This is a genomic window from Faecalimonas nexilis, from assembly GCF_059731825.1.
Window position 1 is genome coordinate 437,012 of sequence record NZ_AP029189.1, and the last position, 22,885, is coordinate 459,896.

Below are 22,885 nucleotides of genomic sequence, written 5' to 3' on the forward strand. Positions count from 1 at the left end.
CTTTCTATTGTTTTACTCGTCCTGCACCGATTAAGTGCTGTTGCCAGTAACTACTACTTAGGTCTGCATATCCTATCGGGTCGCCTGCGTGGTACATCTGTGTCGGCGAAACAAGAATACCGACGTGTGTTACATACGAACCAGCGTTATAGGTGGAATGGAAAAACACCAAATCGCCTGCTTTTGCCTGCGAGAGTGGCAGATGTTGGGTTGCGTCATACTGTGCTTGTGCTGTTCTCGGTAAGGAGATACCAGCTTTTCCATAGCACCATTGCGTCAATCCCGAACAATCAAAGGAAGTATTCGGGTTACTGCCACCATACACATACTTCCAGCCTTGATATTTCAACGCTTCATTCATTACCTTTTGTGCCAGTTCTCCCGATACCTGCGGAACTGCTAAATACTGATTGACTACTTCCACATAGAACATATTTCCATAGCCATACCGCCAGCCCCCATTCTTAGCAACGGCTATCGGGTTGGTGTAGGTTACTTTCTTTCCACCCGATTTCTCACGGGCGAAGCTCTCTGCAAGATTAAAAGTGTGTTTTTTTCCTTTTCCTGCCACATATCCCACATAGCCACCGCCATAGTTATAAGACTGTATCGCTACATTCAAGTCGTCGATACCTTGATTTTTGCAGGAAGAAAGCAGGGACGCAAAATACTTACACCCCTGCTTGATTGAGCTTTCCGTATCTAAGGAATTAGGCGGTAAACCAAGACTTTCCGAACTCTGCATAACATCTTCTGCCGTACCGCCACTTTCTACTTGAATGATAGCAAGTAACACATTGACATACTCGGAGATACCGTTTTCTCTGGCGTATTTTTCTACCATAGGCTGATGTTTCAAGACTTCTGCGGATAGGTTCATACCCGTAATGCCAGAAGAAAAATTGCTGTTCTCGTCGTCGCTGTCCGCACTAATGAGGACGCCAAAGAAAAGCACCAGAGAAAAGAGGATAGGAAACAGACTGCCAATGATAGCGATATGTTTCAGTTTCATTTTTTCTTCTGTCCTTTCTTCGTTACAAGGTTACGGGTTTTCTCTATGGTCTGCTGGTTCTTCTGGACGCTCTGGGTCTGCTGAACCTTTATCCTGCGGTCTTTGGTGTCATTCTGGCGTGTTTCCTGCGATACCACTTTTTCTACATTCTGCCTATGTACTGTCTGTGTAGGCTGGGGTGCTTTCTTATCAGAAGCACCAGAAGATAACGGACGCTCTTTGATAACATTTGTCTTGACTGGCTCACTTGCTTTCGGAGTTGGAGCTGTGGCTGGGCGTTTGACTTCCTGCATTTTTTCAACACTCGGCTTTGGAATGGTTGAAGCTGTGACTGGTCGCTCATGGGGACGGGTAGCTCCCGTTGTCGCTGATCCGTCAGCCTTTCGCTGTACCTGCCTTGCTTCTTGTGCCTTTTGAAGCTCCATACGTTTGTCAGCGATATTTTTCTTACGCTGTTCCTGCTTTTCCAAGCGTCCCGTCTGTCTGGACTGCTGTTCCTGCACCATGCCACGCTTGAAGTCGGACACGCTGGACTTTGCCTTTTCCTTTGCGGAATACACCGCATAAGCGGTCTGTGTCGGCATATCCTTGATATTCTCTTTGACAGCGTTTGCCTTGTCTTTCACTTTATTTTTCGTATCTAAAACAGCACCGACTTTTGAACCTGCACGCTGTCCCATGCTGGAAGTGGTATTGCCCCGATTTTCTTTAGAAGCCGTATTTTTTCTTTCGGCTCTCTTGCCAGCAACGGCACTTCCAGCCACCGCACCAGCTACACCGCCCGAAATACCGCCAGCACTTACCGCCCTTGCAATACGGTGTTCCATACGCCTAGCCCGATGTCGCATAAACAGATACGGTCTGCGGAATATGCGTCGTCCCATGCTTTGACTGTCGCCAGCATTAAGTGAGAACATACTCATTAAGTCGCCCAGCTTCATGTAGATACCAGCGAAACATACTATCTGCAAGAACGCCACCATAAAGAATGGGTAGTCTGTGGAAATGTTGTAAAACATACTGGAAATACTAAATGCCACCGTTACAATGAGCGTTATTCCTGCCCGTGTCATTATGGTATTAAATACTCTCACGATTGCCTGCTTTGCCATGCTTTCATAGCTCGGTATCATGGAAAGTAAAAAACTGATAGGTAAAAACATTGCAAAGATAATAAAAAGTATCTGGCTGAACAACATCATGCCCGTAAGCAAGAATACAAATATCGTGATACCCAAGTTAAAGAACAAGAGGAAGAACACCATACCCAAACGGTTCACGACCTGCGGTATTGTCAGATTGTTATTGTCGTTGTCCTCGATTTCTGTTTTCACGACTTCCTCTCTGGTTTTCCCGTCCTCGTCCTCTGGACTTGCCGATACGAGAGCTTCTACACGGTCTGTCCCGATTTCTTCTGCGTTGCTGTTCCCGAATTGAAGCAAGAGCCACGGCTGTTCCACTTGAATAGAAAATAGGCTGTCCCGTATCAAGTCCACGCTGTCCTTACCCTCGCTGTCGGAGTTAGGGAGCATGATTTTTGTTCCCAAATCCAAAGAAGCGGTACTGATGTCTGATGAAAATTCATTTATCTTCTTGATATAGTCGGGAGCATAAGCAATAAATGAAGCGGACAGCACGAACACCACCACAAAGTTGATAACAGCGTGAAGTGCTTTGCTGGTTTCCCGTTTTATCAGTCCCGTATAAGCAACGTACATTCCCACCACTAAGATAATGAGAAGCAGGAAACCAACATAGAAGCCCGTAGAAGAAAAGCCGTTCTCGGTAACGCCTGCAAGGGTCTGTATGCTCTTTCCGATACTGTCTGCCATATCATTGATGAAGTCCAGCTTATAGGCTTCCTGCACCACATAGCCCGTTGCATTACTCAAATACAAACTGATAGTCCAGACAAAGTTGGTAATGCAGTACAGCCCGTATTGTACCGATTTTCCGATACCGTCGAGCCAGTTCCACGGAAGCCACGACCAGCTATTATCGACGAAAAAATCAAGCTGGTAGTTGGAAAGGGGATATTTTGAATAAAGATTTTCTGCGTTTATGGTATCGTCTACAAGCCCCGTCGCATGAGCCACCGTCCCCAAAAGTGAAAGCAGGATAAGGGAGAGTGCCACCACGAACAGAGCCATTTTGAGAAAGTGGAAAATCTTCTTTTTTGTGAACACACCTTTTATCCTTTCTTTCATCACTCCACCTCATTTCTCTGTACGGGCGGTCTGGTATCAAAGGCGTGTAGCAGTTCTTCAAAGACTGGGTGTATCTGCACCACACCGACACGCCCGTATAAGTCCTGCAATAAGCATTGTCCGTTCTCCAAATCACGCAAGCGTTTCTGGTTGTTCTCATCGTCCTTGTCGATACCGAAAAACTCTAAGGTCTGCTTTATCTCGTTTATATCCGTGCTTCTAAATGCAAACTTTAAGCCGATATTGTTTTTCAGACTTTCCTTTGACACGTCATAGGCAGACTGGGTAACGAAATAAACGCCTGCCTGCATAGCTCGCCCAGCACGAACCAGCTTATTTGATAAGGTTTCTCCTTGTGCCACATTTAAGAACGCCCACGCTTCGTCTAAATCGACAATCTTAAAAATGCTTCTGTCCGAATGGATAAAATCAAGGGCAAAGGTACTAATCACAATCAGCATAGACACAGACAACAATTCAATGGTCGTGTATTCTTCAAAAGTGGTATCTTTATCTGGCAGTACAAGGTCGGCTACTTGAATGATATTGAGCTGATTATCCAGACTGATAGCATTTTCTACCGTACCGTCTGAAAACAGCAGGTGTGCAAAGTCGTAGTCCGTGAAGCTGTCGATATGGTCTGCGATATTTCTTGATATGGGCGTATCTTCACGGCGTAGCTCGTCTATCACATGGAGCAAGCCCCGACTGTCGCTCTGGGTAACGGAGCGTACTGCCTTACGAAGTACGGGGAATTTTTCGCCGTCCCTTGAAGAAATACCCGTAAGGAATGTTAAGATGTCGATTGCCAGACTTTCAGCGTCTTTTACATTCTTCATAATCACAAACGGGTCAAGAAGCCCTGCATTGTCCTTATCGCTGGTAAGATTTACGATATTGATTTCATGTGCAATCTCTGGGAGCGTTTCTTTCCAGTTACCACGCTCACTTTTAGGGTCTAACAGAAGTGCTTGACCGCCAAACAGCACCGCATAATATACCAGAAGATTGTTACAGAACGATTTCCCACCGCCAAGCGAACCGACAAAAGCAGACGCTAAAGCGTTGGTAACTGTACCTTTTACACCTTGACTGGCAAGGGACGGTTGCAGGTACACATTTCTTCCCGTATCAACAGAATAGCCCATATAGATACCCGTAGTTTCTCCTAACTGCTGTGTCGCACCAAAGCCAAGCCCAGCTAAAAAATCTGATTTTACATACTGCACATAGTCATTGATATATCGCTTGCTGGCTGGTAAAAATTCAGAATGAAGCCCCAGCATATCCCCAGCAGGACGCACCAGCTTTACATTGAGGTCGTCGTAAAAGTCCTTGACTTCATCACAACGGCGTTTCAGCTCGTCAAGATCGGGTGCAGACACCCGTATGACGTAGCTTAACTTATACATACTTTCTTTTGTCTGGTCTAAATCAGTTTCCAGCTCGTCCACGCTGTCTAAAGCGTCCACCACATTTGAGCTGGTTTCACTTCCTGCTTGATAGGCGTGATTATCAAGGTCTTTCAGTTCCTTTTTCTTGTTGCGGACGGTCGTTAATGCTTTCCGATTTTCCACGATTTCTACATTCATGCTCGTATCAACGGGGAATGTGAATTGCTGTTGCTGGAAATAGAAGATTTCAGACGACGGAAAATCAAGCTCTCCTACAATCGCATTGACGGTAAAATAGGACACATAGCTTTCCTTGTCCTCATGTTCCAATCGTAAATACCGCTGGCTTTCCTCAATCACACACCTTGTCGGACGGATAAGGTCGTAGTATTTTATCAGCGTCTCTTTGTTCAATTTTTTCTTTGGTAGCTGGTACTCATAATCTTCATAAGCGATACCGTCCCTGCCGTAAAGATGTTCCATGAGATACCCAAAATCATGGATTTCCAAGCGACGCACCTTAAAGCGACGGGAGATTTTATTTTCCAGTAACTTTTCCATTTTTATGTAACGGTTGATTTCATCATTCGGCATGGAAACAAAATCATTCATCAGCGTGTGGTTCACTTCATGGAGAAATTCTGTGAACGTCAGCCACACCGATTTTTTGATGTTCTTCAGATTGAGCTGTTCTTCCGTAACCATGAGCTTAAAGCCAAGAAAAAAGCGGTAGTCCACTTGATTGTCCCCAATCATAGATACTAACGCTTCGGTCTGTTCGTCTATCTTCTGGCAGGCAACTTCCTTTAATTTTCCAGTTACCAGCTTCTTTGACTGTTCCTGCATACTGCGGATTGAGCTTTCTGTGGCAATCTGCAACGCATGAATTTTACCCTCACGGGACTGTGCGATAAGCTGTCGGAAACTGTCATGCACGATAAATTTCTGCTCTGCGGATAGAAAAGAATAGTTGTATGGTATCAGCTCATAGTAGGCGAACACCTCATTGTCCTTGTTCCAGACAAGGTTATTGTCAATATATTTTATCGGGAACATAGTTCACACTCCTTACTGCCGTGATTGTTTCATTCAATATCTGCTTATGCAGTTTTACGGCTTTTCCTGCATAAGTGATTTTTGGTCGCAGGGCATAGGTTATCTGTGATTTCAAAAAGCTGTACGGCTTCTTTCCGTCAAAGGTTTTCTGCGACATGAACCAAGTGAGAGCAACGGGAATACCAAAGTATTTGAGAAATGCTCCCTCAATCATGGAAAGTGGGGGAATATCCCCAAACAGAATGATGATAAATTCCGTAATCACAAACCATGTAATCTGTGTAAAAGTAACGGGAAAGGGTAAGTTAAAGTCATTGATTGCATACAAGACTTTTTCCACGTTCCAGATACCCGTGTAGCTTTTAATCTTTTTCAAGTTCTTTCAGCTCCTTTCAAAATAGAAAAGGACAGCCATTTTCAGACTGTCCCTTAAAGAGAAATACGCTGTCAGTAGCAACAATGCTTGTCGCTGATCTTCCAGCGTTAATATGGTATCTCGCACATACCTCGGCTTGTTTCAATAAAGCAACCGCCCATATCCAAATCTCGCCCGTAGGCTTCATAGTCAATGTAATTCTGTAAGCTGGGTGGAATGTCCCCAAGTGCCTGCAATTCGTCTATGTAGTAGTAGGCAACATCTGTCATGGTTTCACAGTCGGGATAATAGTAAATATCGTCCTTATGTTCCACGACTTCTTCCAGCGTCCCATAGTGGCTGATAAATTCGTCCAGACACTCTACAATATAGTCGGGAAGTTCCTCTATCATTTCATACATCTCATTGAGTTCTTCAATGGAAACATACTCGCCAATCGCAATGGGAAAGTTGTCGGTATCATGGATAGCGTATTCCTCATACTGTTCATTCAAGCCGATTTTTTCTTTCACATCTTCCTCGTCAATGGGGAACGTGAACCAAGCACCGACTAAATAGCCCTCATTGTATTTGCCAAGATTAGCAATATAAACCGCCATATCATCAATCATAAGCACCACCTCATTTCCTACTCTGGCAGTTCAAAGATACCGTGTTCTGTTACTAAAAATTTCCCGTGTTCCTGCAAGTGAGAAGCGTAGGCTTCAAAGTCAAAGTAGTATTCTTGACAGTCCTCGGATAAATGCTTGAACATCGGGTCGTTCATCAGCTTTTGCCTTGCAACATCTATCATGCTTTTACAGTCGGGATAAACAATAATCACGTTCCTGCAAATATAAAGTGCTTCTAAATTTTCAAACACCGTAAGTAGTGATACATATTCTTCCTGCATATCACTTGAAAGCTGGCGGTACATAAAATCTAATTCGTTGAGCTGGTACACGCTGGTGTGTTCGTGGACTTCATCAGCATAAGGCAACACCTTTTCGATAATACGATAATCCCCACTTTCTGCACCGATACCTAACTTTTCTTCAAACTCGGCAACATCTATCGGCAGGTCGAACCAGTATGATATTGTTTCTTCGCCAGTTGTTCCTCTCGTTTCCACCAGCACCCTTGTTTCCTGCATTGTTCCTCACGTCCTTTCTGTTGCTTCATCACATCTTTTAAGCTCTGGTACGACATACCAAACACATACTTTGAAAAATCTTCTAACTGTTTTATATCATAATTCGTAAGCGGTAATCGCTTCATTTCATGCCACACTTTACGCTTGTAAGAGGGCAGGTTAGAAATATAATCACAGCCGACGTTTGCCTGCATATCCTTAAAAATATCGCTCATTTCATCACTCCAATCTGATTTTAGGTAAGAAAAAAGCAGTCAATCCTAAGACTAACTGCTTTATGTATATGGATATAATTTGATTAAGTTTTAAAACCAGTTTGTTTTTTCATCTCTAAATTGAGGGTTATCGCTGTGTTGATATGGATTATAGTTATTCAGATTGCAACCATATTCTTTTAATGATTTGATTTTGTTATCTTCTGTCCATTCAATTAAGGAAATACCGTCAAATTCTTCAACGCTTCCCGTATTCATTTCATTTTTAAAATACCATTCTACGACAGTTTGATTTTCTTTATGAAAGAACTGTTTAATATCCCAAATAATGACTTTACCACGAGTATTCCATTCATTAAACCAATGTTTTACTGTTTTAAGATTTTCATATTTAGGACACCAGCTTTCCGTATAAACAACATCTTCTGTAAAAATTTTATCTATTCCTAAGTCTTGCTGTTTCAACCACATATCAAACCATAAACGAATAATTTTTTCTCTCTCATTCAAAATAGAACACCTCGATTACTTCTTTTTTCACATTATAGCACCCATACATCAGCCCCACAATAAAATTTTATGCACCGATAATCTTATTGAACAGCTCTAACAGTACATCTTTCACACCGCCAGCATTGAATACCAAGCCGACAGCAATCAAGGCAACTACCAAGAAACCGATAAGTTTTGAAAACTCACGCTTGAACCCTAAGTAGATACCGATAACCACAATCGACATAAGCACTAAGCTCTGTGCGTTGCTTAAAAACCATTGATACAAATTTTGCCCGAAATTCATGTTATTTGTCCTCGCTTTCTTTTAATTTCTTCATTTCATAGTCAGCTCCTTTGCCAACACTTAAAATACACATCAAGGCTACGCCGATACCCGTTCCAACAGATACCAGCAGGAAGTCTTTCAATAATTCCCACATTTTTTCATCACTCCTAACTTTCTACTAAATCTTTTGCAGGGGTCGTCTGCTGTTTGATTATCATTTCATGCTTTTCTGTGAGCTTTGCCTGCTGTTCGATAGTTTTCATGTAGTCTGTTCCGTTTCCCTTATCAATCCTTTTCAGCATTTTCAAGGTCGGTGCTACCTGCCGTTGTACCCACCGCAATGTACGGTCTAAGGTGTAAGGCTCTGGCTTTGTCGTCAGCTTCAAGCTCTGTCTGTTATCGCCGATAAACCACGCCCAGCGGTCATTGAGTTTCCAGTCATTTTTTCGCTTGTCTGCTTCTTCATCAACAAACCGCACATACTGGTTGATGATAGAAAAGGCAGTCTGCTCTGCGTCATAATAGGTCAGCAAATCTCGTACTGCATAATAGGCACGTTCATTTCTAAGCCGTATCTCAAAACGGTTGATAATGTCGGCTTCTTCCAGCGGTGTCCCTAACTTGACGTACTGCTCATAGTCCTTTTCATAGATACAGAAATACACATCTGATTTTAGCGAACCAAGATAAAGGGTGCGTCCCATATATTCTCTGTCGTCCTCTCTATGCTTGATAAGCTCGCCCGACTGATAAAACTTATAACTTCTGGACTTTCCGATATATTCCCGTTTCCTGCATTTTTCCGCAAGCTCTGGAATATCCAAAATACCCGTATGGTCGTTGATAGCAAGGTCGATACGCTTCATCACGCCACCGTCTATGAGTGCGTCCATGAGAAAGTCATACCAACTTCTTTGTTGTGCCAGCAGGTAACTTTCAAACTGTCGGCAACCACGCCCCTTTAACTCTAAAAGGACACCTTTTTCTTCGTCAGCCGACGTATAGATAAAGATGTCCCCTAAAGAATAATGCTCCGTATAACTGTAATGTCCGTAATCTTCATGGAGCATATAATTGATATTCAGTTTTAATATATCTTTGATGATGTGCTGTATATCCAGCGTGGGAAAACGAATTTTCACATAATCAAACAGCATGGTAAGCGGTACTTCTGGATTGAACCTTGCCAGTTCCTTATGCAGAGTTTCCAGAAGTTCCTTTGACGGCTTCATTTTTCCACTTTCTATCTTGTTGAAATATTCCCTTGTGATACCAGAAGCCACCGCCAGCCTGCCTTGTGAGATACCGTAAGCAATCCGTTTCTCCCGTAATTCTTTTATCCGTTGTTCTTCATTCAGAACCATACCCCCAATCTGTAAAGTGTGAAGTTTTTTAAGGCGACTTCACAGCCGATTTTTGCTAGAAAACCATGCCAGAAGCCTTATGTTTCCTATGTTTTTTGTCTATTGTCTATTTGCAAACGTACCCCTCTGTTAGATACCGAGGGGTTTTACCTGCTGGCGTGGCTTACGCCACACCAGCAACGGCTAGTCCGTGCCGTCGCCTTTCGCTTCGCACGTCGCCGTCCCGTCCTGCCTTGCTTGTGAAAGAAAGCCGATAGTCTGCAAAAAATCATGTCCTTTTGGAACTAAAGGCGTGTAAAACTCACTTATAACGCTTGTTCCCACATCACAATAGCCACGTCCCTTGATACGCTTCTGAAAAAATTGCTTTTTCACATCTGAACCGAACAGCATACCGTAACCTAATTCGCTGATACGCCCCAAGCCCACACGGAAATTGAAGTTATCTCTGATACCGTCCGAGAAATACTTTGCGTCTGGACGCTGGCAGGCAACGATAAGGAAATAACCTGCTTGTCGTCCTAACATAACGATTTTCTTTAACTGGCTAAGTAAGCTCACACTTTCTTTCGTCCCCAGCATTTCAAAAAATGCTACATATTCATCAAAGATAAGAAAGCAGGGTGGCAGTCCCAGATAGGCATAGTTTTCGCCCGTCTTATAGTTCGGGTGTCGCTTCATTTCCTCACTTCGCTGTACCATGCCCTCATAAAAGGCATTGACGCAATCAATCATTTCTTCTTTGGTGTGATACACATTTTCCATAACTGTCCCTAAGTCTGCAAGGTCAGCGTTCTTCGGGTCTAAGATATAAAGGACAGCGTTTGTATGCAGTAAGGCTTCAATGAGTGTCAGCAGAAAATATGTTTTACCGCCACCAGTCCCACCAGCAATCAGAGCGTGAGGGAGTGCGTCATATTCCCAGACAAGATTTTTCATCAATCTAAGACAACCGTTTTCTGCCCGTACTTCATCAATGGTAATGCGGTTCGCTATCATATCATAAAGCAGGGTATATTCGATATAGCCGTCATGCAGGGTCTTGTCGGTCAGCTCACAATACAAGCCACTTTCCAACTTATCCTCCAACCGTAAAAGCTGGTCTTGATATTTTCCCAGCGTAATTTCACAGCGGATATGAAGAAGTCCTTTTTCCATTTGATAATAAATCTTTGGAAACCAGACGATTTTTTCCCTTGATCTGCTTTGCAGGTCAGTAAAAAAACCGCTGTCTTGTACGGTATCGGCTTCATACCACTTATTTTCCAGTATCATTCTTGCCAGCTTTTGACGGTGCAGTAGCTTCTTGAAACTGTCGTAACAGAAGCGGTAATACAGAAAAGCGACCAATGCACAAACACCAGTCGCTATCAGTATGGTTATGAAGTTGTAAAGGGAAAGCGTAAAGCCATTGTCTAATAAGCTGAAATGTTCCCAGTCGGTACGCATGAGCTGTTTACTATTCAGTAGCAGGAGAACCGCCACGAATACAAACAGAAGCGTTCCTATGGAAAAGTGGTAAACAAGGTGCTTGTCGCTGGCTCTGATACGGTGTCCTTTATTCCAAATCTTACGCATAAAACAATCTCTCCTTTCTGTGTACGAAAAAAGCAGTCAATCCTAAGACTAACTGCTTTAAACTGTCTTTATTCAAAAATAAATATATCTTCTATCGGAGCTTTTACAGCTCTTGAAATATCTATTGCCAATTTAAGTGACGGATTATATTGTGCTTTTTCTAATCTCATAATAGTTTCACGACGAACACCTACAATGTCAGCGAGTTGTTCTTGTGTTAATTCTTGTGCTACACGATATTTTTTTAAATTACATACAAACTTTGCTTCCATAATTTATTCCCTTTTTTCATAACGATATAATAAATAGTTGCTAAGAAAAAGAACAAGAGCATAGATAAGTGAAACAGAAATCAGCATAAACATTGCACACCACTCAACATTACGGGAAAACATACCTATTGCCATAAGCCAGATAACTACAAATAATAGTTTAAAACCTATCTTGTAAGCTTCTAATTGTGCCTTACGTTTATTTTCTTGAAAAAGCTCATCTTCTAAGATATGAGAAAGTTTACCTTCAAAGAAAAAACTGAAAAAACCAAAAAATATGAAAAAAGCAAAAGGAAATATTTCTCCAAATTTATAGTATGTCCAAAATCCGCCAAACCCCAGAAAACCAAACATTCCACAAAATCCCCAGTAAGGAGAAATTGTTCTTGAATATCGTTTTTCCCTGCTGTTTTTTGAAAAGACATTTTTAAAGCAGATAATTACTATATAGATAGCATATAGTGCTATTAAAGCTCCAATTACTAACATAGGAATATCCTTGTAAGAAAATACATATTCCGACATATCCATATTTTTGACCCAGCGTCCATTATTGTATAATAGGGAGTAGATTGTACCAACAATAAGCAATAAAGCACACCCTACCCCCATAAAAATAATTTTTTTAATTTGTTTCTTTGACATATTTATCTCTCCTTTCAAATGAGATGTTTTTGTATCTTTATGAGATAAATATATCACTCCGCATTGTTTGTGTCAATCAAAATTGGTCAATCAAAATTAAGACAAATACATCACTTTTATTTCTTCGGCTGTCCCTGCGTTGTAGGGTTCTGTGGACTGCCTGCGTTCTGGTTGCCTTTATTCTTCAATACAATATCCTCTGCCTTTACATACCAGTCCACATCTGCACCCGTATAAGTCTTTCTTGATACCGTATCGGCTACGGGATTGACAAGCTCCACAACTGCATTGTACGGAAATTCCCTTAACGGTACTTCTGGCGGTACGGACACGGGGATAATTCCACCATGCAGACTGCACTTCAAATCATAGATACGCTTTTTAAGCTGGGTACTCGGTGTCCCGTCCTCATTCTGCAAGAACACATCTCGCACCGCTGTAAATTTTAATTCTCCAAATGTTTTCTCTTTGTCAATAACAAACCCGTTTGATAATCTCATAAATTCTTCACTCCTTTACTTTTCTTCAACTGCTACAATATCATCAGCAAGCAACACATAATCGGTATGTCCCATATCCCCGATTGCGTAACCTCTGCCATATAACTTCGGATTGACAAGTTTTACTTTCTGTTCATACTTGAAATGCTTTTCGCCAGCCTGCACGGGAATTTCTACCACAACATTTTCGCCTTTTTGTACGTCAGAATAAAGGTTATAGCTTCGTCTGGCTAAGACCCTGCGGTTATTTTTATCTCTTTCAAAGACTGGCTCACTTTCGCCTGCAAATTCAAGAGTTCCAAAAGACTGTGCCATATCTGGCACGACATATTTCATTTCCATAGTGTTTTACCTCATTTCTTTCTATTTTTGATAAGTTTTTTGATTGTGATTTCTTATTCTGGCGGTTTGGGAAGTACCAGCAATCCCCCAGATAGTAAAGGGTAAAATCAATGCTTACGCACCCTTGACTATCCGTGTTCTTGCAGGTAAGTAGCAGACAATCCAGAATAAGCGGAAGTCTGCCGACACGGTATCGGCGGAGAACGTGATTTTTCTTTTCTCATACCGTTACCGCCTTATGATTTCTTCATTTTACGGCGTTTGCAGAAGAAGATACCTGCCAGTCCAGCACCAGAAGTCAAAAGAAGTGCAAGCAGTCCGTAAAGGTTTGTGCTATCGCCAGTTTTTGGACTGTCTGTTTTATGCGGTGTATCTGGTGTCTGTGGTGTTTCGGGTTTCTTTGGTTCTTCTGGGACTTTGGTTTTTTCCTTAAAGGTAATCGTCTGTCCCTTATCCTCAATATCCTTATGCTCGGTAACTTTCTTCGGCTCGTCTGGATTGCTTAAATCGTACAATTCTTCAAAAGTTACAAGCTGTTTGCCGTCAAGAGAAGTAGCGTCAAAGGTAAAGGCAACTTCCACTTTCATAGTTTCGCTGTCAGCAGTAAAAGTGTAATCACTTTTCACACGTTTTCCATTGATAAGAAGCTCTGCATTTTCTTCTTTCAACATCTGCCAGCCCACAAGTTTGTACTGTGTACCGACTTCTAAGCCCTCTAAGATTACGGTATCAATGATTGTAACGTCTTTTCCAGCTTCAAGCTCTTTGTTGCCGTCCTTATCCGTAGCAGTCGTATGAATTTTGACGATACGCTCTGTGATAAGTACCGTCTGTCCGTCGTCCTCAATGTCTTTATGTTCCGCAACTTTTACGGGTTCGTCTGGATTGCTGAAATCATACAATTCTTCAAAGGTAACAAGGTTTTTGCCACCTAAAGCAGACGCATTAAATGTATAGGAAATTTCCACTTTCATTTCTTCATCATCAGCGACAAAGGTATAATCATTTTCCACACGTTTTCCATTGATAAGAAGTTCTACATTTTCTTCTTTTAACATCTGCCAGCCTTTTAACTGATACTTTGTGCCTTTTGTAAGTCCGTCTAATTTGACAGTATCAACAATCGTAATCTCTTTTCCTGCAAGGATAGTCTTTTCGCCGTCTTTGCTGGTCGCTGTGGTATGGATAGAGATTTCTTTTTCGTATTCATCAGTCAGCGTTCCTAAATCAATCACAAGGTTATTTCTTGATACCACGATTTCAAAAGGTGGGATAAGTTCAAAGCCTTTGTTACTATCAGAGCGTAATTCTTCAATGATGTAGGTATCATAAAGTAATGCACCTTTGCTGTCATCTGGTTCAGAAGTTCCAAACCACACACCGTCCTCGCTGGTCTTTCCTGCGTTTGTATTGTGCTTATGAGAAGCCCATTCAGCAGAAGTGGAGAATTGCCCGTTATCATCAGTTACCACGACATGATTTTCGCCCGTCATCTTGCTTGTGATCCTAAAGGGAACATTAGCAAGACGCTTGTGTGTACCTGCACCGATTTTTACACCCTCAATATCTCCACGCTTAATCTGATTATAGATAGAATGAGCTTCGTCGGTTAAGTCCACGATTTTTCCATTTTCTGTGATTGTAAAATCAATCGGCTTTGCACCGTCAGTTAAGTAACCGTCGGGAGCTTCACTTTCAACGATACGGAATTTTCCATAAGGTAAAAGGTCAGAAGAAGTAGAAGCGACACCCTCAATATCGGTATGGATTGTTTTTACCACTTCATTTTTCTTGTATAATTTGCCCTCAACCAATACCGCATTATCATTTAAGGAAATGATGTCAAAAGCAGTATCTTTCAAGGTAGCACTTCCTTGTGGCTTTGTATCGCCCGTTTCTAAATCTCGTTTCTGAATTTTGACACCGCCACGGATAACCTTGTCTGATACGGAAAACTGGTTACTTCCAGATAATACGGCAAGGTCGCCGTCCTCGGTAATCTGTGTTACATATAAGCCCTTAATCTGTTCGGACTTATCGCCAGCCTGCATATATGCACCCTCTAACAAGTAGCCGTTTGGAGCTTTCGTTTCCTCAACGGTTAGCGTTCCAAGTGGAAGAACCGCCTTGCCGTCCTGCATATAGAAGCTATCGCCAGATACCTTGTATGCGTCCGCTAATTTTTTGATGTAGTGAGTTGTCCCGTCGCTGTCTGTTTCAGCGATTGTCTTTGTAACCCATGTACGAGTAGCTTCGGCAGGGAGATTGTCTTTATTATAGAAGCCTGCATAATACTTCCATGTAAATTCTGCACCTGCTAGAGAAGCGTTCCCTTGCGGATTGTCTTTCTGTGTTTCCATATCAATCTTGAAAAGCTCAATCAAAGTGTCCGTTACTTTTGGTGTATCTGATACATTCAAAGTTGCTGTTTCGCCAGCTTTGATTGTTAATGGATAGATTGTTTTATCCACTTTATATCCTGCTGGTGCGGATAATTCCTTGATATAGACTGTGCCTGCTTTTACCTCTACAACATCTGTATTTCCGTTTTCATCAGTCGTAAGGGTGGCAAGCTGTTTTGTGCAGTCCTTATCAGCAAAGACACCATAGGTCGCACCAGCGACAGAGTAATTCCCGTTACCGTCGGTAATACTGGTATTACTGGAAGTCTTTTGCAGTTTTGCATTTCCGACATTCAGCTTCGCCCAGAATTGTCCCAATTCCTGCCCCTCGCCAGAGTAGATATAACCGCCACATTCATAGCGTCCTTTATTTTCTTTGACAAAGGCTTTTGCACCAGAGAAAACTTCGTCCTGCGTTGCCTTTGGAATTTCATCATAAGAAGCTCGCACGTTATCACATTGCCAGCCAAGATGTACGCTCAATCTCTGCCAGACTACACATTGTTCCAACAGATAGACTTGTTTATAGTTCAATTCCTTGTGAGCTTCGCCATACTGTTTGACATACTCTAAGGACAACGCCACATCTGAAATCTGGTCGGCACTCATGCGTGAGCTTGCGTCAGCTCTGGTCTTGTAGCCGTTCTTAAAATCTGTATTGATGTCAATACAATAGGCAGTTTCGCCCTCGACTTTCATATAGCCCTCATTGAATGTCGAACCGATAGAACCGTCATTCATTACTTTTTCAATGATACCGACACGCTCTGCACTTTCCGTCCAGTATTGCTTGCTTTCTGCATGGACGGGTGTAGTCGGTAAAGCAGTAACGACAGTTGCAAGAGCTAAGAAGCCCGTACACAATCGTTTTAACATCTTTTTCATAAATCTAATGCTCCTTTCATTTTGGGTAATAAAATAGCCGTCCAATAAGAACGGCTGGAAATAGAAAAGGAACGTCATGTTAGGCGTTCCATAGTCTATGAGTTATTCAATTTTTTCTTATTTTAATACTGATGTGCTGTACCATATCTTTGCATATCTAGGAAAACTTGCGTATCAAGGCTCATTCGTTAGTAGTAAATAAGTAGTAAATTGATGTATTTGTTTTCTTGAAAATGCTGATAGATACTGTGTTTTAGCGGATAATCAGATTTTTATTGTGTTTTTGATTATAAAAACATGGATTTCATTTGACAAACACTACGATGGATATAGAAAATACTAACAAAAAAATCGTAGAAATGAAAAGATGATGGTATAAAAAGATTATTTTCGATGTTGTATTAAGGTTGACGGGCAGTATACTGCCCGTCAGATGACTATCCTTTTAGTTTATTATCCTATCATGTGTCAATATTTTATACCCTTGCCGGATGCTGGGTGCACTGTCGCCGTAGATTTGATGAAGCCTTAAAGCTGATCCCAAAATCCTATCAAAAGGAATCCAATACATTTCTTCTGATGAAACAGATTCAGGCGATCTATCGGGAAGAAGGGAAACTGAATGCCCTTTCTTCGGATGAACGGATTAAACAGCGGCAGGCGGTTATCAAACCTCTTGTGGATGCTTTTTTTTTCGTACCTGAAAACCATAAATGTGTCTAAAAAGGACAAATTTGGTGATGCCGTAAGATATGCACTAAATCAGGAAAAATATCTCCGGGTATTTCTTACAGACGGAGATGTTCCGATTGATAATAATGCATCCGAAAGGGCAATCCGAGGCTTTTGTATTGGAAAAAAGAATTGGCAGATGATCGATACGATTCATGGAGCCAAATCTTCCGCAATCATTTACAGTATTGTAGAAACTGCAAAAGCCAATAATCTGAAACCTTTTGATTATGTGCAGCATCTCTTGGAAGAGATTCCGAAACACATGAATGATAAGGATTGTTCTTTTCTGGAAGATCTTCTGCCCTGGTCAGAAAAACTTCCGGCAGGGATCCGCAAAGCTTAAATATCGGTGGCTGCAAAGCAGCCGCCTAAAAATGTCAAGGTACTCGCTATTTTGCGTTTACGATGTATTGAAATGGGAGAAAAGACCAACGCGGTGATGGTAAAACCGGCGATAAACTACAACATGAGATGTATTGAAATATATAAAGCTGTTTATGGATTTATAAATAGCGACAACGATAAACTACAACATGAGATGTATTGAAATCGACATCTCAAGCCGGTCAAGGGAGCCATTGCTCCGATAAACTACAACATGAGATATATTTAATCATATTGAATAGAAAGAGCATGTAGGATGTTTTATTAAGGAGCGTCACGAGCCTCGTGGGGAATAGAGAAAATATTTTAAAACGAAAAATAATATACAAAGAAAAAAAGTACAAGCTCCACGACAAACGCATGAATGAATAAATTATGAACACCCTGTCCGGATTTTTTGATATAATCAAAGAAAAAAGGATGGGGTGTTCATATGAAAGAGATTTTAGACTATGCAGGTACGGTGATGGACATAAGACAGGAGAAGAAAGTTTTGCATAAGATGGCGGATATTATCCTGCTTGTATTTTTTGCTACGCTTGCAAATGCAGATGATTGGGTAGAGATTGAGATGTTTGGAAAAGAACATGAAGATTTTTTGCAAAATTATCTGGAACTTCCAAATGGAATCCCTTTCCATGATACACTCCAAAGAGTTTTTGCAATGGTGCCCACTGAATTTCTGGAAAGTTTTCAGCAAAAGTGGAATGAAATGTTAAGCAGCGATGAGGGGGAGAAAGTAAAGCGCCTGCTTGCGATTGACGGAAAAACCCAGAGAGGGAACGGAAATAAGAACCAGAGACCGAATCATATTGTCAGTGCTGTAGATGAAAGAGGCTTTTGCCTGGGACAGAAACGAGTAGAAGAAAAAACAAATGAGATCAAAGCAATCCCAGAACTGTTGGACCATCTGAATATAAAAGGGACAATCATAACAACAGATGCCATGGGAACCCAGGTGGCTATTGTAAAGAAAATCCGCCAAAAGCGTGCGGATTATGTTCTGGCATTAAAGGCAAACCAGGGGAGTCTTCTGGAAGATGTGAGGGAATATTTTGCAGATAAAGAACTTCGTGAGAAATGCGCTTATAAAAACCGGATAGAAAAGGCCAGGGGGAACCTTGAGAAACGGGAATACTGGCAGACAGAAGACATCAGCTGGTTAAGCCGGAAGAAAGAATGGGCAGGATTAAAAAGCATTATCATGACTCGTAATACAATAGCAGGGACAGATGGCAGTACAACAGTAGAAGAAAGATATTTCATAAGCAGCCTGTCGACCAATATAGAAGAAGCAGAGCGAGCTGTGCGTGGTCATTGGATGATAGAAAGCTATCATTGGCATTTAGATGTAACCTTTCGAGAAGATGGGAATCACACATTAGAAAAGCAGGCATCCTATAATCTGAACATTATAAGAAAACTGGCTTTGAATATGTTAAAAATTTTAGAGGTAGGAAGCCGTCCGTTAAGCATGAAAAAGAAACGGTATGTGATTGGAACAAATCCAGAAAAGCATTTAGAGAAGATTATGTCTTTATAATTTTTGAATTTAGTATATGGTGTGGTTGAGGAGCACATTCATGCGTTTGGCTTGTAAATTAAACGCCTACACATTGTAATTGAAAAAAAAGTATGCTATTATATATTTTGATTTTTATTAATAATATACAAGGGAAAATGGAAAGGGAATAAAGATGCAGGAAAAATATGAATATCAGAATTCGGATGAGCTACAAATTGATTTGGCAGAATTGTTTCATGTGCTATTGAAAAAGGCATGGATGATAATTCTGTGTTTCGTTGTCGGAGCAGTGGTTATGGGAAGCTACACGAAGATTTTTATGACACCACAGTATACCGCATCTTCATCAATATATATTTTAGGTTCGACAGCGAATATTTCTAATATTAGTTTGACGCTCAGCAGTCAGTTGACGGCAGATTTTACGATTCTGGCAAAAAGCAGACCGGTAGTTGAGAATGTAATTGAAGAATTGGATTTGGATATGTCGTATGAACAGTTGTCGAATAACATTGCAGTTGAGAATCCGAGTGAGACGACAATCTTAAAAATTACGGCAACAGATACAGATCCTAAGATGGCGAAGTCTATCGCCAATGCAATGGCGGATGCGACTGCAACACGTGTGGCGAATGTTATGAATATAGATAAGCCGAATGTTGTGGAGAAAGCGGTGGAACCGAAGAATCCAGCCAGTCCTAGTATGACGAAGAATGTTGTATTAGGGGGAATGATTGGCGCGATTCTTATGATTGGAATTCTTGTAGTGCTATATATGATGGATGATACAATCAAGGATTCAGAAGATGTGAGAAAATATCTGAATCTGGACACATTGGCGGCATTTCCGGCAGGAAAAAGAAGCAGAAGATAGGCGAGTATTATGAATGGAAAAGTAAAGAGAATTTTATTTTGGAGCTGCATCGTTGTCTGCATTGGAGGTGTGGCATATATCGGATACGATTATCTGCATAAGGAAAAAAATAATGATATCTACAAAAAAGTACAAAAAGAGGTAGAAGAGCAGATAAAAGAGCCGATGACTGAAGAAGAACAAAAGGATCAGATACCAATCGACTTTGCTTCTCTAAAAGAGACGAATGAAGATATTTATGCATGGATAGATATTCCGGATACGAATATTCATTATCCGATTGTGCAAAGCCAGACGGATGATTCCTATTATCTGAACCATACGATTGAGGGGGCAGAAGGGTATCCGGGTTCGATTTATACAGAACGTTTGAATGCGAAAGATTTTTCGGATTTTAATACAGTTATATATGGACATGATATGAAGGATGGTTCCATGTTTAAGGATTTGCATAAGTTTGAGGATGCTGACTTTTTTAATCAACATGAAGAAGTTGTAATCTATACAGAGACGGAGAAAAAAGTCTATAAGATTTTTGCGGCAGTTGTCTATGATGACAGACATATTTTGTATTATTACAATAATCAGAATGTGGAAGACCGAAAGGATTTTCTGCAGTCGATTTATGAATCTCGGAATATGAAGAATCAGATCCGTAGTGAGGTGTCTGTCGATGAAAATAGTCATATCATTACGCTCAGTACATGCATTAGCGGACAGCCGGAGAATCGATTTATTGTGGGAGCGGTAGAGGTAGATGAATAAGCAGAAAAAAGTGATAATTGGAAGTGTGCTGGTGATAGTCCTTCTGGTTGGCGGTTTGTTTGGATATGGTGAATGGAATAGACGCAAAGGGGAAGAAGCCAATGCTGATGCAGGAGAACGTACACAGGAAGATCTCTATGTAACCTATCAGGGGAAACAATATGAATATAATCATAATTTGAAAAATATTTTGTTCATAGGTGTCGATAAATCAGATGAGTTTACAGAACAGCAAGTGGGAAAAGGCGGTCAGTCAGATGCTCTGATTCTGCTTAGTACGAATAAAGAGGATAAGACGACAACTCTTTTGGAGATTTCTAGAGATTCCATGACAGATGTTAAGACGTATGATCTGAATGGAGAGTATCTCGGAAAGGAGCGTGCCCAGATTACGATACAGTATGCGTATGGAGATGGGGAGGCAGAGAGCTGCCAGTTGACGAAAGAGGCGGTTTCCAATCTGTTGTACGAAATTCCAATCAGTTCTTATTTGGCTCTTAGTATAGAGGGAGTCAAGGAGTTGACAGATGCAGTAGGCGGCGTACAGATTACTGTGCCGGAGGATTATACGGAGATCAATCCGCTGTTTGAAAAAGGAGCCACACTTGTACTGAATGGAGAACAGGCAGAGCAGTATGTAAGGAAGCGTGATATCGATAAGACAGGAAGTAACAATGAGCGTATGGAGCGGCAGTCACAGTTTATTGAAGCATTGGTATATCAGCTTCAAGGAAAGGACACAAGCTGGTATCGACAGATATTTAAAGAGATCGAAGAGTATGTTGTTACTGATATGTCGATAGATGAGATGGAACGTCTGTCCGGATATGAGATGAAGAAACCGATTGAAGTGGTTCCGGGAGAAGTGCAGGCGGGAGAAAAACATGACGAGTTCATTGTGGATAATCAAAAATTACAAGAAATGATCATAAAACTATTTTACAAACAGAAGAAATAGTGCTACAATAAAAATTGTTTAGATTTATAAAAAATATATACAAAGGAGAGTATGTGAGATGAAGAAGAAAATTATGGGAGTTATTCTCGCAGCTATGATGGTATCTATGATGGGAATGAGTGCACTTGCAGCACCAAGTAAGCGTATAGATTCCGTAGTTACAGAGACAGAAAAAGCAGTAGACAAGAATGGGAATGCAGTTGAGGTTAAGATTTCAGATGTTCCGGAAGCGAATAAAGCAGCTGCAGACGAGATTAAGAATGTAGCAAAAGTAAAAGAAGTATTAAAAGACAGTTTCGTAGAAGGTATGGAAGTTGTTGATGTTCGTGAAGTGACTGTTACAGGGGACAATGTAGAATTTCCACTTACAATCACATTCAAAGTACCAGGAGTATTAGAGACAACAAAAGTTGCAGTACTTCACTATGTAGACGGTGCATGGAAACAAGAGACAGCAAAAGCTGGACAGGGAACAATCACAGCAACATTTGATTCTTTATCACCGGTTGCTTTTGTAGTAGATAAGAATACAGCAGCATCTTCTTCTACGTCACCGAAGACAGGTGAGAGTATGGCAGTGACAATGGCAGCAGTAGTTGTTGTAGTTGCAGCAGCAGGAGCTTTTGCATTCAGAAAAAAAGAGAGTGTAAGATAATAATAGCATAGCGAAACAGATTAAAAAATCTCTTCTTGCTAGGAAAGCCTAGAAGAAGAGATTTTTCTAAATACGGGAAAGTAGCAGAAAGAGAGAGCCTTTATGCGAGGAATGATTGATGTGCACTGTCATATTGTCCCAGCGGTAGACGATGGTGCTGCATCCAAAAAGGAAGTCAGGAATCTGCTTTTGCAAGAGTATAAAAGTGGTGTCAGAGAGCTGATATTGACGCCGCACTATAGAAAAGGAATGTTTGAGACACCGAGAGATATTGTTGAGAGACGGGCAGAATATGTTGCGCGTGAGGTTGACAGGATTAGACTGGATATGCAGGTATATCTCGGATGTGAATACCATGCCAATGCAGATATGCTGATGGAATTATGTAAGGAAGAGCGCTTTAGGATGAATGGCGGAAGATATGTGCTGGTCGAGTTTTCGGGCAGACATGATTATCAAAGAGTGCGTAACTATATCTATCAGTTGCAGCAGGAAGGGTATTGTCCTGTTGTGGCTCATGTGGAGCGATATCCTCAAGTGATAAAACAACTGGAGCAGGTAGAAGAGTTGATTGAGTTGGGAGCGATGATACAGGTCAATGCAGGCTCTCTGCTTGGGGAGAATGGATTTAGAATGAAGAATGTATCTCGCAGATTGCTGAAGAAAAGATGGATACATTTCATTGCGAGTGATGCACATGATTCTAAAACGCGTTATCCAAACTTGGGAGAATGTGCAAAATATGTGTTAAAAAAAATGGGAAAAGAGTACGCAGAAACAGTATTTGTGAAGAACCCGAAAAAAATGCTGGATGGAAGACGATAAAGT

Annotated in this window: 23 protein-coding genes and 1 pseudogene; 7 read left to right on the forward strand and 17 right to left on the reverse strand. The window is 41.2% G+C overall.

Translation table 11 applies throughout. The features are described from left to right. Positions 1 to 4 precede the first annotated feature (4 nt). From AC6I5B_RS02010 to AC6I5B_RS02090, 17 genes are all read right to left on the reverse strand, one after another. Positions 5 to 1,012, reverse strand: coding sequence for a bifunctional lytic transglycosylase/C40 family peptidase (locus AC6I5B_RS02010; protein ID WP_003059774.1), 1,008 nt, complete (start codon positions 1,010 to 1,012; stop codon positions 5 to 7). Beyond that, positions 1,009 to 3,219, reverse strand: a complete 2,211-nt coding sequence (locus AC6I5B_RS02015; protein ID WP_003060083.1) for a CD3337/EF1877 family mobilome membrane protein — start codon at positions 3,217 to 3,219, stop codon at positions 1,009 to 1,011. The genes AC6I5B_RS02010 and AC6I5B_RS02015 overlap by 4 nt, the downstream gene beginning before the upstream one ends. After that, positions 3,219 to 5,669: a conjugal transfer ATPase TcpF gene (gene tcpF / locus AC6I5B_RS02020; RefSeq protein ID WP_003060327.1), complete on the reverse strand. Its 2,451-nt coding sequence runs from the start codon at positions 5,667 to 5,669 to the stop codon at positions 3,219 to 3,221. The genes AC6I5B_RS02015 and tcpF overlap by 1 nt, the downstream gene beginning before the upstream one ends. Continuing rightward, complete coding sequence (locus AC6I5B_RS02025; protein WP_003061368.1) at positions 5,647 to 6,045, reverse strand: conjugal transfer protein; 399 nt, start codon at positions 6,043 to 6,045, stop codon at positions 5,647 to 5,649. Before AC6I5B_RS02025 ends, tcpF begins: the two co-directional genes overlap by 23 nt. A 107-nt stretch (positions 6,046 to 6,152) precedes the next feature. Next, positions 6,153 to 6,656, reverse strand: coding sequence for an antirestriction protein ArdA (locus tag AC6I5B_RS02030; protein WP_002323345.1), 504 nt, complete (start codon positions 6,654 to 6,656; stop codon positions 6,153 to 6,155). Between the two features lie 17 nt (positions 6,657 to 6,673). After that, on the reverse strand, positions 6,674 to 7,177 hold the full coding sequence (locus AC6I5B_RS02035; RefSeq protein WP_003062492.1) for an antirestriction protein ArdA: 504 nt from the start codon (positions 7,175 to 7,177) through the stop codon (positions 6,674 to 6,676). After that, a complete protein-coding gene (locus tag AC6I5B_RS02040; RefSeq protein ID WP_008687105.1) occupies positions 7,096 to 7,392 on the reverse strand; it encodes a hypothetical protein in 297 nt (98 codons plus the stop codon). Before AC6I5B_RS02040 ends, AC6I5B_RS02035 begins: the two co-directional genes overlap by 82 nt. Positions 7,393 to 7,482: 90 nt before the next feature. After that, complete coding sequence (locus AC6I5B_RS02045) at positions 7,483 to 7,902, reverse strand: nuclear transport factor 2 family protein (RefSeq protein ID WP_003060053.1); 420 nt, start codon at positions 7,900 to 7,902, stop codon at positions 7,483 to 7,485. A 67-nt stretch (positions 7,903 to 7,969) separates the two neighbouring features. Further along, entirely contained in the window at positions 7,970 to 8,191 is a 222-nt protein-coding gene (locus AC6I5B_RS02050) for a hypothetical protein (protein ID WP_003060793.1), read from the reverse strand. Between the two features lies 1 nt (position 8,192). Next, positions 8,193 to 8,327 carry a DUF3789 domain-containing protein gene (locus tag AC6I5B_RS02055; RefSeq protein WP_003061156.1) on the reverse strand — a complete coding sequence of 45 codons (135 nt, stop codon included), beginning with the start codon at positions 8,325 to 8,327 and terminating at the stop codon, positions 8,193 to 8,195. Between the two features lie 13 nt (positions 8,328 to 8,340). Then, positions 8,341 to 9,537, reverse strand: a complete 1,197-nt coding sequence (gene mobT, locus AC6I5B_RS02060) for a MobT family relaxase (protein WP_003062030.1) — start codon at positions 9,535 to 9,537, stop codon at positions 8,341 to 8,343. A 183-nt stretch (positions 9,538 to 9,720) separates the two neighbouring features. After that, on the reverse strand, positions 9,721 to 11,115 hold the full coding sequence (locus tag AC6I5B_RS02065; RefSeq protein WP_497773564.1) for an FtsK/SpoIIIE domain-containing protein: 1,395 nt from the start codon (positions 11,113 to 11,115) through the stop codon (positions 9,721 to 9,723). 68 nt (positions 11,116 to 11,183) lie between these two features. After that, positions 11,184 to 11,387: a helix-turn-helix transcriptional regulator gene (locus AC6I5B_RS02070; protein WP_008787613.1), complete on the reverse strand. Its 204-nt coding sequence runs from the start codon at positions 11,385 to 11,387 to the stop codon at positions 11,184 to 11,186. Between the two features lie 3 nt (positions 11,388 to 11,390). Continuing rightward, positions 11,391 to 12,032 (reverse strand): DUF2178 domain-containing protein, encoded by a 642-nt coding sequence (locus tag AC6I5B_RS02075; protein WP_017143883.1) that lies wholly within the window; start codon positions 12,030 to 12,032, stop codon positions 11,391 to 11,393. Positions 12,033 to 12,148: 116 nt separating this feature from the next. Beyond that, the gene (locus AC6I5B_RS02080) at positions 12,149 to 12,532 is read right to left on the reverse strand and encodes a YdcP family protein (RefSeq protein WP_008787611.1); all 384 of its coding nucleotides are present in this window, start codon (positions 12,530 to 12,532) and stop codon (positions 12,149 to 12,151) included. A gap of 15 nt (positions 12,533 to 12,547) precedes the next feature. Beyond that, positions 12,548 to 12,874 (reverse strand): YdcP family protein, encoded by a 327-nt coding sequence (locus tag AC6I5B_RS02085; RefSeq protein WP_008792581.1) that lies wholly within the window; start codon positions 12,872 to 12,874, stop codon positions 12,548 to 12,550. Between the two features lie 236 nt (positions 12,875 to 13,110). Next, entirely contained in the window at positions 13,111 to 16,161 is a 3,051-nt protein-coding gene (locus AC6I5B_RS02090) for an SrtB-anchored collagen-binding adhesin (protein ID WP_497773565.1), read from the reverse strand. A gap of 480 nt (positions 16,162 to 16,641) precedes the next feature. Here AC6I5B_RS02090 and AC6I5B_RS02095 point away from each other — a divergent pair. The 7 genes and pseudogenes from AC6I5B_RS02095 to AC6I5B_RS02125 form a co-directional block, all read left to right on the forward strand. Beyond that, positions 16,642 to 17,239: pseudogene (locus AC6I5B_RS02095) on the forward strand (IS66 family transposase); the annotation flags it as partial. A 474-nt stretch (positions 17,240 to 17,713) separates the two neighbouring features. Continuing rightward, positions 17,714 to 18,823 carry an ISAs1 family transposase gene (locus AC6I5B_RS02100; RefSeq protein WP_497773521.1) on the forward strand — a complete coding sequence of 370 codons (1,110 nt, stop codon included), beginning with the start codon at positions 17,714 to 17,716 and terminating at the stop codon, positions 18,821 to 18,823. Between the two features lie 154 nt (positions 18,824 to 18,977). Next, positions 18,978 to 19,679, forward strand: coding sequence for a YveK family protein (locus AC6I5B_RS02105; protein WP_004611858.1), 702 nt, complete (start codon positions 18,978 to 18,980; stop codon positions 19,677 to 19,679). A gap of 9 nt (positions 19,680 to 19,688) precedes the next feature. Continuing rightward, positions 19,689 to 20,444 carry a class B sortase gene (gene srtB / locus AC6I5B_RS02110; protein ID WP_004611859.1) on the forward strand — a complete coding sequence of 252 codons (756 nt, stop codon included), beginning with the start codon at positions 19,689 to 19,691 and terminating at the stop codon, positions 20,442 to 20,444. Further along, on the forward strand, positions 20,437 to 21,402 hold the full coding sequence (locus AC6I5B_RS02115; RefSeq protein ID WP_004611860.1) for an LCP family protein: 966 nt from the start codon (positions 20,437 to 20,439) through the stop codon (positions 21,400 to 21,402). Before srtB ends, AC6I5B_RS02115 begins: the two co-directional genes overlap by 8 nt. Positions 21,403 to 21,460: 58 nt before the next feature. Continuing rightward, a complete protein-coding gene (locus AC6I5B_RS02120) occupies positions 21,461 to 22,057 on the forward strand; it encodes an LPXTG cell wall anchor domain-containing protein (protein WP_004611861.1) in 597 nt (198 codons plus the stop codon). Positions 22,058 to 22,159: 102 nt separating this feature from the next. Then, the gene (locus AC6I5B_RS02125; RefSeq protein ID WP_004611862.1) at positions 22,160 to 22,882 is read left to right on the forward strand and encodes a CpsB/CapC family capsule biosynthesis tyrosine phosphatase; all 723 of its coding nucleotides are present in this window, start codon (positions 22,160 to 22,162) and stop codon (positions 22,880 to 22,882) included. Positions 22,883 to 22,885 lie beyond the last annotated feature (3 nt).

Excerpts from the sequence above, each read along its gene's own strand:
- AC6I5B_RS02010 (WP_003059774.1), bottom strand. The coding sequence starts at position 1,012 with ATGAAACTGAAACATATCGCTATCATTGGCAGTCTGTTTCCTATCCTC.
- AC6I5B_RS02015 (WP_003060083.1), bottom strand. The coding sequence starts at position 3,219 with ATGAAAGAAAGGATAAAAGGTGTGTTCACAAAAAAGAAGATTTTCCAC.
- tcpF (WP_003060327.1), bottom strand. The coding sequence starts at position 5,669 with ATGTTCCCGATAAAATATATTGACAATAACCTTGTCTGGAACAAGGAC.
- AC6I5B_RS02030 (WP_002323345.1), bottom strand. The coding sequence starts at position 6,656 with ATGATTGATGATATGGCGGTTTATATTGCTAATCTTGGCAAATACAAT.
- AC6I5B_RS02035 (WP_003062492.1), bottom strand. The coding sequence starts at position 7,177 with ATGCAGGAAACAAGGGTGCTGGTGGAAACGAGAGGAACAACTGGCGAA.
- AC6I5B_RS02040 (WP_008687105.1), bottom strand. The coding sequence starts at position 7,392 with ATGAGCGATATTTTTAAGGATATGCAGGCAAACGTCGGCTGTGATTAT.
- AC6I5B_RS02050 (WP_003060793.1), bottom strand. The coding sequence starts at position 8,191 with ATGAATTTCGGGCAAAATTTGTATCAATGGTTTTTAAGCAACGCACAG.
- AC6I5B_RS02055 (WP_003061156.1), bottom strand. The coding sequence starts at position 8,327 with ATGTGGGAATTATTGAAAGACTTCCTGCTGGTATCTGTTGGAACGGGT.
- mobT (WP_003062030.1), bottom strand. The coding sequence starts at position 9,537 with ATGGTTCTGAATGAAGAACAACGGATAAAAGAATTACGGGAGAAACGG.
- AC6I5B_RS02065 (WP_497773564.1), bottom strand. The coding sequence starts at position 11,115 with ATGCGTAAGATTTGGAATAAAGGACACCGTATCAGAGCCAGCGACAAG.
- AC6I5B_RS02070 (WP_008787613.1), bottom strand. The coding sequence starts at position 11,387 with ATGGAAGCAAAGTTTGTATGTAATTTAAAAAAATATCGTGTAGCACAA.
- AC6I5B_RS02075 (WP_017143883.1), bottom strand. The coding sequence starts at position 12,032 with ATGTCAAAGAAACAAATTAAAAAAATTATTTTTATGGGGGTAGGGTGT.
- AC6I5B_RS02080 (WP_008787611.1), bottom strand. The coding sequence starts at position 12,532 with ATGAGATTATCAAACGGGTTTGTTATTGACAAAGAGAAAACATTTGGA.
- AC6I5B_RS02085 (WP_008792581.1), bottom strand. The coding sequence starts at position 12,874 with ATGGAAATGAAATATGTCGTGCCAGATATGGCACAGTCTTTTGGAACT.
- AC6I5B_RS02090 (WP_497773565.1), bottom strand. The coding sequence starts at position 16,161 with ATGAAAAAGATGTTAAAACGATTGTGTACGGGCTTCTTAGCTCTTGCA.
- AC6I5B_RS02100 (WP_497773521.1), top strand. The coding sequence starts at position 17,714 with ATGAAAGAGATTTTAGACTATGCAGGTACGGTGATGGACATAAGACAG.
- AC6I5B_RS02105 (WP_004611858.1), top strand. The coding sequence starts at position 18,978 with ATGCAGGAAAAATATGAATATCAGAATTCGGATGAGCTACAAATTGAT.
- srtB (WP_004611859.1), top strand. The coding sequence starts at position 19,689 with ATGAATGGAAAAGTAAAGAGAATTTTATTTTGGAGCTGCATCGTTGTC.
- AC6I5B_RS02115 (WP_004611860.1), top strand. The coding sequence starts at position 20,437 with ATGAATAAGCAGAAAAAAGTGATAATTGGAAGTGTGCTGGTGATAGTC.
- AC6I5B_RS02120 (WP_004611861.1), top strand. The coding sequence starts at position 21,461 with ATGAAGAAGAAAATTATGGGAGTTATTCTCGCAGCTATGATGGTATCT.
- AC6I5B_RS02125 (WP_004611862.1), top strand. The coding sequence starts at position 22,160 with ATGCGAGGAATGATTGATGTGCACTGTCATATTGTCCCAGCGGTAGAC.